The 13,000-nt window shown below is 48.1% G+C and carries 10 protein-coding genes and 1 pseudogene; 8 read left to right on the top strand and 3 right to left on the bottom strand.

Annotation, left to right across the window (positions count from 1 at the left end; translation table 11 throughout):
* Positions 1–359: 359 nt before the first annotated feature.
* The 3 genes and pseudogenes from ACO6VE_RS12010 to ACO6VE_RS12000 all read left to right on the top strand — a co-directional run bounded on the left by ACO6VE_RS12010 (position 360) and on the right by ACO6VE_RS12000 (position 1,684).
* Positions 360–500, top strand: coding sequence for a hypothetical protein (locus ACO6VE_RS12010; RefSeq protein ID WP_422461471.1), 141 nt, complete (start codon positions 360–362; stop codon positions 498–500).
* A 148-nt stretch (positions 501–648) separates the two neighbouring features.
* A pseudogene (locus tag ACO6VE_RS12005) lies at positions 649–1,275 on the top strand (reverse transcriptase domain-containing protein); the annotation flags it as partial.
* Positions 1,276–1,468: 193 nt separating this feature from the next.
* The gene (locus ACO6VE_RS12000; RefSeq protein ID WP_422447939.1) at positions 1,469–1,684 is read left to right on the top strand and encodes a group II intron maturase-specific domain-containing protein; all 216 of its coding nucleotides are present in this window, start codon (positions 1,469–1,471) and stop codon (positions 1,682–1,684) included.
* Positions 1,685–2,037: 353 nt separating this feature from the next.
* On the opposite strand, the gene glpX is transcribed toward ACO6VE_RS12000, so the two are convergent.
* Complete coding sequence (glpX, locus tag ACO6VE_RS11995; protein ID WP_422461469.1) at positions 2,038–3,048, bottom strand: class II fructose-bisphosphatase; 1,011 nt, start codon at positions 3,046–3,048, stop codon at positions 2,038–2,040.
* 501 nt (positions 3,049–3,549) lie between these two features.
* On the opposite strand from glpX, the gene rpsL reads away from it, so the two are divergent.
* From rpsL to tuf, 4 genes are all read left to right on the top strand, one after another.
* Positions 3,550–3,924, top strand: a complete 375-nt coding sequence (gene rpsL / locus ACO6VE_RS11990; protein ID WP_101748082.1) for a 30S ribosomal protein S12 — start codon at positions 3,550–3,552, stop codon at positions 3,922–3,924.
* A gap of 150 nt (positions 3,925–4,074) precedes the next feature.
* Entirely contained in the window at positions 4,075–4,545 is a 471-nt protein-coding gene (gene rpsG, locus ACO6VE_RS11985; protein WP_101748087.1) for a 30S ribosomal protein S7, read from the top strand.
* Positions 4,546–4,563: 18 nt separating this feature from the next.
* A complete protein-coding gene (gene fusA / locus ACO6VE_RS11980) occupies positions 4,564–6,666 on the top strand; it encodes an elongation factor G (protein ID WP_422447584.1) in 2,103 nt (700 codons plus the stop codon).
* A gap of 156 nt (positions 6,667–6,822) precedes the next feature.
* The gene (tuf, locus tag ACO6VE_RS11975) at positions 6,823–8,016 is read left to right on the top strand and encodes an elongation factor Tu (protein WP_257294232.1); all 1,194 of its coding nucleotides are present in this window, start codon (positions 6,823–6,825) and stop codon (positions 8,014–8,016) included.
* A gap of 145 nt (positions 8,017–8,161) precedes the next feature.
* Here tuf and ACO6VE_RS11970 read toward each other — a convergent pair whose 3' ends face one another.
* Both ACO6VE_RS11970 and ACO6VE_RS11965 read right to left on the bottom strand, forming a co-directional pair.
* Positions 8,162–9,277 carry a hypothetical protein gene (locus tag ACO6VE_RS11970; RefSeq protein WP_422461467.1) on the bottom strand — a complete coding sequence of 372 codons (1,116 nt, stop codon included), beginning with the start codon at positions 9,275–9,277 and terminating at the stop codon, positions 8,162–8,164.
* Positions 9,278–9,564: 287 nt separating this feature from the next.
* Entirely contained in the window at positions 9,565–10,416 is an 852-nt protein-coding gene (locus tag ACO6VE_RS11965) for a hypothetical protein (RefSeq protein ID WP_422447580.1), read from the bottom strand.
* Positions 10,417–11,111: 695 nt separating this feature from the next.
* Between ACO6VE_RS11965 and ACO6VE_RS11960 the strand changes: the two genes are divergently transcribed.
* Positions 11,112–12,848, top strand: coding sequence for a hypothetical protein (locus ACO6VE_RS11960; protein ID WP_422447578.1), 1,737 nt, complete (start codon positions 11,112–11,114; stop codon positions 12,846–12,848).
* The last annotated feature ends 152 nt before the right edge of the window (positions 12,849–13,000 follow it).

Here is a 13,000-nt window from a genome sequence, read left to right as displayed (position 1 = left end):
GCAGTCTCTTCATGATGCAATCCCGTCATCCTTGAAAGGGTCTCAAGAACGAGGGTAACGGTTATTGAAAAAGACTGCGTCGCTGGCTGGAAAAGGGTGGCCGGATGTTACCGGAATAGGTGGCCGAATGTTTCCGGAATCAGTGGCCGGATGTTACCGGAATGGGTGGCCGAATGCCTCCGGAATACCCACAACGGAGCAATCCGCTGTGATCGCAGTGCAGAAGACCGAAAATTGCTCCTGCATTTTCGGCATACGGGCTATCCATAGCCCTATCAGCAGACGGCATAGTAGGTGGTCTCCGGCCACTGAAGGCCAGAACAAATCTTGGAAAGTAATCATCGGGGAAGTGATTTCGGATGGCATCTGTTAAACAACTGTCGTTGTCTCGGGATAAAACAGAGGGTGAACCGGAAACGGGAGACCCGATTAAACCGCTCTTCACTGTAAAAAAGCATCTTTTGTTCATCTTTGATGGTGCGGGTACTGGACAGGAATAATCTGGTACGTGCACTGAAACAGGTTCAACGTAATAAACGAGCCACAGGTATTGATGGCATGACCGTTGATGAACTTCCAGACTTCCTGAAACAACACTGGCCAAAGATTCGGCAGTAACTGGCAGAAGGAGCCTGCCAATCCAGGCCCGTGCTGCGGGTGGAAATCCCAAAACCGGATGGCCGCAAACGCAAGCTGGGTATTCCTACCGTACTTGACCGACTGATACAGCAGGCTGTTGCCCATATTATGCAGGAAGAGTGGGACAGCAAATTCCATAACAACAGTTACGGTTTTCGCCCTCACCGGAATGCACATCGAGCCATACGTCACGCACAATCAGTCATACGAGACGGAAACAGCTGGGTGGTGGGCGGCGACCTTGAGGCATTCTTTGATAATGTCAATCATGATTTATTGATGACACAACTCAAAGCTCACCATAAGGATGCCACTCTGCTTCGGTTAATCAACCGTTATCTGAAAACGGGTGTTTGCATTAATGGAACAAAGCAAGCCAGTGTGAAAGGTGTACCACAAGGTGGCCCTTTGTTGCCTGTTCTTTCAAACATAGTGCTGAATAATCTGGACTGGGAACTGGAAAAGCGGAACCTTCGGTTTGCTCGTTATGCCGATGACAGCGTAATTTTCGTCAGAAGCAAAACAGTGGGTGAGCGCGTGATGAAAAGCCTGCAACGTTATCTTGGAGAATCACTGCGACTCACAGTGAATACCCAGGAAAGCGCAGCAGGCCGACCTTGGGAGCGCAGATTCCTTGGATTTACGTTCAGTCGACGGGTGTTAAAAGTAAAAGTCAGTGATAAAGCGTTGACCACACTGAAAACGACCGTTAAACAACTGAGCCGTCGAACGAGAGGCCATTCAATCATCCGGATTATTGCAGAGCTTAGAAAATCCCTGCTTGGTTGGGCTGGTTTTTGCTCCTGCAAAACCAGGCTTCCCATCGTCCGTGGTGGTCAAAGCGTATTTCGACATTGCCGAAATACTGAGTCCTCTGCGAGATTTGGACAAATGGATTCGACGACGATTACGGTGTTATATCCTGAAGCAATGGGGCAGCAAAGGCTACCGAATGTTGAGGCTTCTGGGAGTAAGTCGTTTCCTTGCGTGGAATACGGCAAAATCAGCTCATGGACCTATGCGGTTGAGTGGTAGTCGGCACTAACTCAAGCATTGCCGAATAGATATTTCAAGAACCTCGGGCTGCCAGAATTGGCGGCAAGATGAATACAGAGTAGATTTGAAACGCCGTGCTACGTGATCCGTATGGCCGGTGTTGTGGGAGGAGCAGAGTTGTGAGACTCTGCACTATCCCGATTGCTCTTGTACATGGTTTCAATTAGTTTGACAGGTTGTGGTGCCTTCGCACTCCGTTCGTCCTGAGCCTGTCGAAGGGCGGAAACTTAGATCGTGCCAAACACCCTTCGACTCCGCTCAGGGTGAACGGAGATTGTACGCATCAAACCCATTGAATTGGTTTACCAGACGGGCGCTATTCCCAGACAACCTCCTGGTGGGTTAAAGAATGATGTTCTTGATATCATCATCCTTGCGATCCAGATAGTGTGTGGACTGGATGCGGCGGATGGTTCGGGATTTACCGCGAACCACCAGGGTTTCGGTAGTGGCGATATTGCCGGTGCGCATAATGCCCTGGAGCAAATCACCCTTGGTAATGCCGGTGGCTGAAAAGACGACGTTATCGGAACTGGCCATATCATCCAGGCGCAGTACTTTACCCGGCTCTACTCCCATTTCCCGGCAGCGTTCCGCTTCCAGTCGGCCTGCTTCAATGTTTTCCGGCGTTTCCCCCTTGGCTTTGTCACGGGTTACCAGACGGCCGTGCATATCACCACCCAGTGCCCGGATAACGGCTGCAGAAACTACGCCTTCCGGTGCTCCGCCCACGCAGTACATCAGGTCAACTTCGCTGTCGGGAATGCAGGTAAGAATGGAAGCAGCAACATCCCCGTCGGGAATGGCAAAGACGCGAACACCCATGCTCTGCATCATGGCAATGGCGGCATCATGGCGTGGTTTGGCGAGGGTGATGACCACCAGACTCTCGACGGGTTTGTGCAGGGCGCGGGCGACATTCCGGATATTCTCACGCAGTCCCAGATTCAGGTCGATCACGCCTTTGGCACCCGGTCCACAGACCAGCTTCTCCATATACATGTCCGGCGCTTTCAAAAAGGAGCCTTTTTCACCGGCGGCCAGAACGGCGATGGCGTTGTTCTGGCCCATGGCCGTCATACGGGTGCCTTCAATCGGGTCGACAGCAATATCAATGTTTTCACCATTGCCGGTGCCGACTTTTTCACCAATATACAGCATGGGTGCTTCGTCGATTTCTCCTTCACCGATCACAATCTCACCGTGCATATCGACTTTATTCAACATGGTGCGCATGGCTTCGACGGCAGCACCGTCAGCGGCATTTTTATCGCCTCGTCCCAGCCATTTATAACCTGCCAGGGCCGCAGCTTCGGTGACCCGTGAAAATTCGATTGCCAGTTCGCGTTTCATTGAGTTTTAAACTTTGAAGGTGTGTGGGGTGGCGACTTTAGCATATCTGGTAATGCTCTGGCAGCGCTTATCACTTGTTCGGGGAAGTGATTGCCGGATAAGGGGTATTTATTAAAGAATATATAAATCATTAGGTTATCTGTTTTTTCTGGCTTTCCTGCGTTAACTTTTTTGCCCGTAAATTATCTTCCCTGTCTTTGGTTAGCCCTCCTTAAAACAGTAAGAATCCCCTGTTAAACACGCTTCTGTGCCAGAGTATGGGATATTTCTCGCTTTATATGGCTGAATCCCCTACTTGACGTTGCTTTTGTCGATCCGTAGAATTTCTGCGCTTTATTTTGCCCGTGGTTCGCTTCTTGTGAGTTAGTCGTGGGCCGGGTCGTATAAGCCGGTTTCTGCCGGCTTTTGCTGTTTAAAGCAGGAGTCTGGACTGCTCTTTCCTCTGACGGTTCAGACTCAACACTTAGAAACGGTTCTCGAATAGAGATTGGAGTTTGCTGAATGGCAACAATTAACCAGCTGGTGCGCAAGCCCCGGAAGCGTAAGGTTAGAAAGACGGACGTGCCTGCGCTGCAGGCCTGTCCTCAGCGTCGCGGGGTTTGTACCCGTGTTTATACTACTACCCCTAAAAAGCCTAACTCTGCGCTGCGTAAAGTATGTCGTGTGCGTTTGACCAACGGCTTTGAAGTGACTTCCTACATCGGTGGTGAAGGTCACAACCTGCAAGAGCACAGTGTTGTTCTGATCCGTGGCGGTCGTGTAAAGGACTTGCCAGGTGTTCGTTACCACACCGTTCGCGGTAGCCTGGATACCCAGGGTGTTAACGACCGTAAGAAGGGCCGTTCCAAGTACGGTACCAAGAGACCTAAGGGCTAGAAACTAGTTGCAAGAGACTAGTGTCAAGCCGGGTAAAAATTTATTTAGTAATCAGGTTGATGAGAGTAAGGCCAGGTCACTGCTTTTTTGTATCGAAAAAGTCATTGATTGATCCTGGATTACCTGAAGACCGACGTAGAGGGCTTATCAATGCCAAGAAGACGCGTAGTCGCTAAGCGCGACGTGCTGCCAGATCCTAAGTTTGGCAACAAAACACTCACTAAATTCATCAACCACGTGATGGTCAGCGGTAAGAAATCTGTCGCTGAAAAGATCGTATATGGTGCCCTGGACATCGTTCTGGAGCGTACCAATAAGGAGCCTCTGGAGCTGTTCGAAAAAGCTCTGGAAACCATCGCTCCTATGGTAGAGGTTAAGTCTCGCCGTGTTGGTGGTGCCACTTACCAGGTACCCGTTGAAGTTCGCCCTGCCCGTCGTACTGCCCTGGCCATGCGCTGGCTGGTAGACGCTGCGCGCAAGCGTGGTGAAAAGTCCATGAAACTCCGCCTGGCTGGAGAGCTGCTGGACGCTGCCGAAAGCAAGGGTGCTGCCGTTAAGAAGCGTGAAGACGTGCATCGTATGGCTGAAGCCAACAAGGCATTCTCCCACTACCGTTTCTAAGTATCAGAGGATTGAGTCGTGGCCCGTAAAACCCCGATCAACCGCTATCGCAACATTGGTATCTGTGCCCATGTTGACGCGGGTAAGACAACGACCACAGAACGTGTTTTGTTTTACACCGGTCTGAGCCATAAAATCGGTGAAGTTCATGATGGCGCTGCCACCATGGACTGGATGGAGCAGGAGCAGGAGCGTGGTATCACCATTACCTCTGCTGCTACTACCTGTTTCTGGCGTGGTATGGATGCTCAGTTTGACGAGCACCGTATCAATATCATCGACACTCCAGGACACGTTGACTTTACCATCGAGGTAGAGCGTTCCCTGCGTGTACTCGACGGTGCTGTCGTCGTACTGTGTGGTTCTTCCGGTGTTCAGCCTCAGACTGAAACCGTCTGGCGTCAGGCTGACAAGTACGAAGTTCCCCGTATGGTCTTCGTCAACAAGATGGACCGCACCGGTGCTGATTTCGAAATGGTGATCAGCCAGCTGCGTGACCGTCTGAATGCCAACGCTGTACCCATGCAGATGACCATCGGTGCCGAAGACGAGTTCAAGGGCGTGGTTGACCTCGTTAAGATGAAATCCATCATCTGGAGCGAAGAAGACCAGGGTATGAGCTTCACTTACGAAGACATTCCTGCCGACATGGAAGCGCTGTGCGCAGAAATGCGTGAGTACATGGTCGAAGCTGCTGCTGAAGCCACTGAAGAACTGATGGAAAAATACCTGGAAGAGGGTGATCTGTCAGAAGAAGAGATCAAGGCCGGTATCCGTGCCCGTACTCTGGCCAATGAAATCATCCCTGTGTTTGGCGGCTCTGCCTTCAAGAACAAGGGTGTACAGGCTGTTCTGGACGCCGTTATCGAGCTGATGCCTTCGCCAAAAGAAGTGAAGGCAATCGAAGGTATCCTGGACGACGCAGAAGGCACGGTTGCTACCCGTGAAGCGGATGACAACGCGCCTTTTTCCGCTCTGGCGTTCAAGATTGCCACCGACCCGTTCGTGGGTACTCTGACCTTCGTTCGTAACTACTCCGGTGTTCTGAACTCTGGTGACACGGTATACAACCCGGTTAAGCACAAGAAAGAGCGTGTTGGCCGAATGGTACAGATGCACGCTAACAACCGTGAAGAGCTGAAAGAGTGCGTCGCTGGTGACATCGTAGCGCTGATCGGCATGAAAGATGTCACTACTGGTGACACTCTGTGTGCCATGGACAGCATTATCACTCTGGAACGTATGGAGTTCCCGGAGCCGGTAATCTCTGTTGCGGTTGAGCCCAAAACCAAGGCTGACCAGGAAAAAATGGGTATCGCTCTGGGCAAACTGGCCCAGGAAGATCCATCTTTCCGCGTACACACTGACGAAGAGAGTGGCCAGACCATCATCTCCGGTATGGGTGAGCTGCACCTGGACATCATCGTTGACCGTATGCGTCGCGAGTTCAAGGTAGAAGCGAACATTGGTAAGCCACAGGTTGCCTACCGTGAGAAGCTGAAAGGCTCTGTTGACGCTAACCACAAGTTTGCCAAGCAGTCTGGTGGTCGCGGTCAGTACGGTCACGTTGTTGTTGAGTTCTCGCCTGCTTCCGACGGTGAAGAAGGTCTGGAATTCATCAACGAAATCGTGGGTGGTGTGATTCCGAAGGAATACATCCCGGCTATCCAGAAAGGTATCGAAGAACAGATGAAGAACGGCGTTATCGCCGGCTACCCGCTGCTGGGTCTGAAAGCTCGTCTGTACGATGGTTCTTTCCACGATGTTGACTCTAACGAAATGGCGTTTAAAATCGCTGCTTCGCAGGCTCTGAAGAAATACGCGCCTCAGGCCAAGCCTGTCCTGATGGAGCCTATGATGAAGGTCGAGGTGGTAACACCAGAAGACTACATGGGTGACGTTATGGGCGACCTGAACCGTCGTCGCGGTATTGTTCAGGGGATGGAAGATACACCTTCTGGCAAGGTGATTAATGCTCAGGTGCCGCTGGGTGAAATGTTCGGCTACGCTACCGATCTGCGTTCAGCAACTCAGGGGCGTGCAACATACTCCATGGAATTCCATGAGTATGCCGAAGCGCCCGCCAGCATTGCTGAAGCGGTCATCAAAAACCAGGGTTGATATTAACTAAGGGGTTCTGACCGTCGGCTTCCCGGGAATAACCGTTTTTTTTTATGTTTTTTTAACATGAGAAATTCTTTCCGATGACAATGGCTGTTAGAATGCCCTGCTTGATATTGCTACCCTCGAACTATCTATAGCTAAAGGTTAAGAGACATGGCTAAGGAAAAATTTGAACGCTCGAAGCCGCACGTAAACGTCGGCACCATCGGTCACGTTGACCACGGTAAAACCACTCTGACTGCAGCGCTGACTCGTGTATGTGCTGAAATCTGGGGCGGTACCATGCGTGCGTTTGACCAGATCGACAACGCTCCAGAAGAGCGTGAGCGTGGTATCACCATCTCTACTGCACACGTAGAGTACGACTCTCCCAACCGTCACTACGCGCACGTAGACTGCCCAGGACACGCTGACTACGTTAAGAACATGATCACCGGTGCTGCCCAGATGGACGGCGCTATCCTGGTATGTTCCGCTGCTGATGGCCCCATGCCACAGACTCGTGAGCACATCCTGCTGTCCCGTCAGGTAGGTGTACCTTACATCGTGGTATTCCTGAACAAAGCCGACATGGTTGACGACGAAGAGCTGCTGGAACTGGTCGAGATGGAAGTTCGTGAACTTCTGGACACCTACGACTTCCCGGGTGACGACACGCCAATCATCATCGGTTCTGCCCTGATGGCCCTGAACGGCGAAGACACCAACGAAATGGGTACTTCTGCTGTACGTAAGCTGGTTGAAACTCTGGACGAGTACATCCCAGAGCCAGAGCGTGCGATCGATCAGCCATTCCTGATGCCTATCGAAGACGTATTCTCCATCGCTGGTCGTGGTACCGTAGTAACTGGCCGTGTTGAGCGTGGTATCATCAACGTTGGTAACGAAGTAGAAATCATTGGTATCAAAGAGACTACCAAGACTACCGTTACTGGTGTTGAAATGTTCCGTAAGCTGCTGGACGAAGGTCGTGCAGGCGAGAACATCGGTGCCCTGCTGCGTGGTACCAAGCGTGAAGACGTTGAGCGTGGTCAGTGTCTGATCAAGCCAGGTACTGTTACTCCGCACACCAAGTTCGAAGCTGAAGTGTACATCCTGTCCAAAGAAGAAGGCGGTCGTCACACTCCATTCTTCAAGGGCTACCGTCCACAGTTCTACTTCCGTACTACTGACGTAACCGGTGCTGTAGAACTGAACGAAGGCGTTGAAATGGTCATGCCTGGTGACAACATCAACTTCGTTGCTACCCTGATCAACCCGGTAGCGATGGAAGAAGGTCTGCGCTTCGCGATCCGTGAAGGTGGCCGTACTGTTGGTGCTGGCGTTGTTGCCAAAATCATGGAGTAATACATTTTCTAACGAAAATGTATTCCCAAACCCCATAGAAACCCCGGCTTAGGCCGGGGTTTCTCGTTTTGGGGCTGGAAAAACAGGTGTTGCCAGAAGTTCAAAGGGCAGGAAAGAAGCTGCTCGCCCATGACTTAACCGGGAATTAAACACGAATCAATTTAAGCGGTTCCAGCTTCAATTTTCCGACAATCGGTGGAGCAACGTCATCATACAGTTCCTCCAGTTCCCGCTGTTCTTTAGTGAGCACTGCTTTCTGTTTTGCGGCCCGGTCAAGCCAATCTTTGGTATTACTGATTTCTTGCTCCAGTTCCTCAATTTTGAACGCGTAAAACTCATACCAGTCTCTCAGGTGTTCGCGCTGTTTAGATTCAAACCATGTCTCTTTATGAGCGCCAGGATTCAACTTTGCAATCTCCTTTCTGGCGCGCTCTTCGGCCTTAATCTCTGCGTTTCCTCTGTCACAATTTCTTAACGTTCTGGCCAGCTTTGCATCAATAAGCTTGGTTTGCAGTACGCACAGAGACTCCTCCATTCGTTGATATTTTTTTAAAAACCTCTCTTCTGGTGACGTAAAGGCGGTCATTTCGGCTAATTTTTCACGGGTATCCACCGATGCTGCCACGGTTGACGTCAACAGGCGAGAAATTCCCTGGGAGAGCAGCCAGCCAATACCAAAAGCCCCAAAAATTACGATTGTGGCGATAAGATCAATAATAATCAGTCCGAGAAAATTGACTGAAGATCTAAGACTCTCATGGGAACCTAAATAATCTATAAACCCTTTCAGGATTATTGCCCCGGTTAGTATGTCCAACAATTTAGTGGACACGGTGAAAACCCGACTACGTATGGTTTCCACCCGGGCACTCCGATCAGTCTCTGGATTATTGAAATCAGACATTGTTTTAAAGCTTTTCGAAAAGATTTTAATCGCCAGGGCAAGCTTTTTTATTTTGCCGGGTGGTTGCCTGAACTCCGGATCATTAATGGTAATATCAGCCTTAAATGGTGAATGCATCTGGTCAATGGCTGTTTGTTTTGGTGACGAAGTTGCCGTTAGCTTAAGTTTTTCGGATGCTTTGAGTCCTGGTGATTGCTCGGTTAAAGAGACTGCCCTGTGAGAGAGTGACTGATCTGGCCTTGTATGGCTGTTGGACTCGACAGCTTTATCGTCCCTTGGCTGCTCTGTCGCTTTTTTTGCTTGAGTTGAGGGGTTCGCAGATGCCGATAATGTCGCCGGACCAGTTGTGTTAATCATGGGACACTCCTTGTCTTAATTGCTGGTATTTAGAGATCGCCTGCAAATTCTGGCAGGGAATTGATAAAACATTTCCGTCTGTTTCTCATCAATTGAAAATATTAAATGATTTTTTATTCAATAAAGCACTAACCAGCTGGTAAGCATAGCTAACCCCTGGCTGTAGAATGAAATGTTTAAGGTTCTTCTGAAAGGTGCTATGCCCATCCTGTCCAGAGAAGCGGTCTTCACAGCGATTTTTAAAAGGCTAACGTCTACAACCGTACACGCTGCCCATTACCTTCGAATTACATAGGAGCCCGGTGAGCCGGGTTTTCGTCAGCAACCACAGCATTCAGTTTTTGTAGTTCCTGTTCATTACAGAGCCGTTCTTTCTGTTTTGCTGCCCTGTTAAGCCAATCTTCGGTTTTACGGATTTCCTCCTTTAGTTCCTCACTACTGAACTGATAGAACTCAGCCCACTCTCTCAGGTAATAACGCTGTAAAGAATCATACCATTTATCCTTGGCAGCGCCTGGATTCAAAGCTTGAGTATCAAGTTTGGCCTGCTCTCTGGCTTCACGCTCTGCTTCACTGGATTGACAATGTCTTAAAGTACTGGACAGCTCAGCATCAATAAGCTTGGTTTTCAATACGGTGAGAGACTCCTGCGTTCTTTGATATTTGTTTAAAAATCTCTCTTCTGGTGATGTAAAGCCGGTCATCTCGGCTAATTTTTCACGGGTATCCACCGACGCTGCCACGGTTGAGGTCACCAGGCGAGAGATTCCCTGAGAGAGCAGCCAGCCAATACCAAAAGTCCCAAACATTACGGTTATGGCGATAGCCGCAACAAGAAAATCCAGGAGTATAGTGTCTGACTCTCCACGTTGACGACAAGAACCCATAAAGTCTATAAACCCTTTTAAGATGATTGCCCCGGTCAGTATGTCTAACACTGCAGCGGTTCCGGTGAAAACCCGGTTACGTATTTTTTCTACCCGTGCACTCCTGTCAGTCTCTGGATTATTGAAACAAGACATTGTTTTAAAGCTTTTAGAAAAGATTTTAATCGCCAGGGCCAGCTTTTTTATTTTTCCGGGTGGCCGCTTAAATTCCGGATTATCAATGGTAATCTCATCAGCTATAAGCGGCTGCATCTGGTGAAATGCAGTTGTTTGCCCGGGCAGAGGTTCCATCAATAACCTGAGGTTCTCGGGCTCCCGGGGCTCAGGATGATTGATCGGCGATATGGCCCTGTGGTGGATTGGTTGCCCCTGGTTTTCGGAACTTTTTGTAACAGGTTTATCGTTACCATGCGGATCGGTCAAATCCACAGTTAGGGGTATCGCAAATTCAGATGCGGCTATGCAAGTCATTGGACAATCCTTGTGTTAATTATTTGTATTAAAATGGCTCGTGCAAGTTTTGCTACGAACTCAATAGAGCTTTACCAACGGGGTCATTGTTAAAAAACGTTGCAATTTAACCATTTTGTTTTCCACAAATAACTAACCAGTCGGTTAGTAATGCTAATGCCTGGCTTTTTGCGGTTGGCTTTATAATTAAGGTCACTCAATTATTAAGATGCTTTTTTAATTTTCTTATGAAAAATGCGAAACGAGAGCACCCTGCACGGGGTGGTTGTTCAGGGCGTACAAGATTAAGCCTTTTCGGGGTGGTTGGGACTTAATGTCTACCCTGAGAAGGTGCTATTGGTAAATACCAAAAATTACTGGATTGATTAGTTGTTGTCAGTATGGGAACTAAATTCTGAAATTTTACTCTAAAGGGGAAGCTTTTATAACAGTGTGTTAAGGGATGTCCTTAATTAATAATGTGATAAGGAATTTTAATGGAAACTACAAGTCGACCTTTTAGCATCCTATGTTGCTGCACTGATTTTAAAGAATGCCCAAATCCCCCCGGCAGTTCCGAGCGAAATGAATGCAGAAGCGCAGGATACCGGAAAATACAGATTACAGAATACGTCAATAATCTTAGTATCGGTGAACGTTACAGTGAACGGTACGATAAACGTTACGGTGAACTTTACGGTGAACGTATCAGTAAACGTTACGTTGAACGTAACAGTAAACGTTTCGGTAAACGTATCAGTAAACATAGCCTCGACATGAACCCAGAGGAAAATAATCATCATCATGTTCCTCATATTCGGGTACCCAGCGATTTACATGATGAATTTATTTTAAGACAAAGCACCAGAGAAGTTAAGAATCTGCAACGTTTTCATGAGGCTGTCAATTTGAATACAGGGTTTTGGGGTGTTGAACCAAAAAGAAAACAAAAAATAATAGAAGAACTGTTGAAAGAATATCGTAGTTCTTACTGGGTGAATATGGCAATCATGTATGGCTACCTTGATGTACTTAAGTATTTTATCAACAAAGGAGAAGAAATTGATAAAGTTGGCTCCTCCTCCCATATTTGGAAAGCCGTTTCTTATGGACAATTAGAAATCGTGGCATATCTGATTGATCTCGGACTCAAAGACAAAGACAAGTCTTTCTTCATCTTTGGTGAAGGAACTGAAAATGAGGGACTTATCCACGATGCAGTTCTATCATCAAATATGGATGAGGATACAGCCTGCAGAATGATCGAGTTTCTTCTGAGTAAGGGAGAAGATCCTGATGGTTGTGATGTGGTTACTCCTCTCAATAGGGCAGTGGAGTTAAATAAATTACGCATAGCCAGACTTTTGAGGAATAGAAGTAACCTTAAGAGATATGGCTTATTGTCCGTGAGTGAGAAAAAAGAGTTTGACTGTTTAATTGAATTGCAAAACGCAATTGAAACCAAAAAGGAATCAGGCATCAAATCACTATGTAAGAAATTAAGTTTAGACTCTGCTACAGCGATGCAAATGGCATCCAGGCACGGATTCCTTGAAGTTCTCAATTATTTTGTTGGTCAAGGAATAAAAGTTTGCATAAAATCTTTCGAGGCTCCTATCTGGTCAGCGGTTTCTCATGGACACTTTGATATTGTGAAATATCTGACTGACCCAAAGCTCAACGAAAAGAAAAAAAAATATTACAAACCTGTTCAGAAAAGCGGTATCGATGCACTTATTAATGCTGCAGTTCAATCAAGATGGATGGATGAGCAGGCAGCCTGTAGGATAATCCTTCTTCTCTTGCATAGAGGGCAGCCTATCAATGGCCATGGCAAATGCACCCCTCTGGACCAGGCAGAGGAGCTTAATAAAACAGTGATTGTTGATTTTTTAAAGAAAGAAGGCGGTCTTAATATACAGCAGCCTGAAGGAAAAATTTGTGACGATATGCCTGCACCGCCTCATGATGATCCTGCTGAGCCTGAGGGAGCTTGTGGCTATTCTCCAATACCGTCAGCCCCTCCTGCTGATCCTGAGAGAGAATATGGCTATTTCCCAACACCATCATCTCCTCCTGCTGATCCTGAGGGAGATGGCTATTTTTCAATGCCGTCAGCTCCTCCTGCGTATGGTTCTTTAGAGTATTGGTTAAGCCCTCCGGGTACACAGACTTTTGATGAACCACCTCCAAGTTATGAGGAGTCAATGAAAACGGAAAAGAACCCCAATTAAAAATTGTCTCGTTCCCAGGCTGGAGAGGTTGTCGCAAAAGACAGATTAAAAAGACTTTCGCGACAGCCTCTGCGGTGTGGGAACGAGTAACTCTCTGTGCTCATTATTCTTAAGTAGCTGGCCATATGGAGTCAGAAATATATGATTCCGAC

It is taken from the genome of Endozoicomonas sp. ALB115 (genome assembly GCF_049310245.1).
Classification (GTDB): domain Bacteria; phylum Pseudomonadota; class Gammaproteobacteria; order Pseudomonadales; family Endozoicomonadaceae; genus Endozoicomonas.
The sequence above is the reverse complement of the archived record's forward strand: the minus strand, read 5'-3'. Positions and strand labels throughout refer to the sequence as shown.

Bases quoted from the DNA above. Each gene is read 5' to 3' on its own strand.
- ACO6VE_RS11965 (WP_422447580.1), bottom strand. From the start codon at position 10,416: ATGCAGCCGCTTATAGCTGATGAGATTACCATTGATAATCCGGAATTT.
- ACO6VE_RS12010 (WP_422461471.1), top strand. From the start codon at position 360: ATGGCATCTGTTAAACAACTGTCGTTGTCTCGGGATAAAACAGAGGGT.
- rpsL (WP_101748082.1), top strand. From the start codon at position 3,550: ATGGCAACAATTAACCAGCTGGTGCGCAAGCCCCGGAAGCGTAAGGTT.
- tuf (WP_257294232.1), top strand. From the start codon at position 6,823: ATGGCTAAGGAAAAATTTGAACGCTCGAAGCCGCACGTAAACGTCGGC.
- ACO6VE_RS11970 (WP_422461467.1), bottom strand. From the start codon at position 9,277: ATGATTAACACAACTGGTCCGGCGACATTATCGGCATCTGCGAACCCC.
- ACO6VE_RS11960 (WP_422447578.1), top strand. From the start codon at position 11,112: ATGGAAACTACAAGTCGACCTTTTAGCATCCTATGTTGCTGCACTGAT.
- rpsG (WP_101748087.1), top strand. From the start codon at position 4,075: ATGCCAAGAAGACGCGTAGTCGCTAAGCGCGACGTGCTGCCAGATCCT.
- glpX (WP_422461469.1), bottom strand. From the start codon at position 3,048: ATGAAACGCGAACTGGCAATCGAATTTTCACGGGTCACCGAAGCTGCG.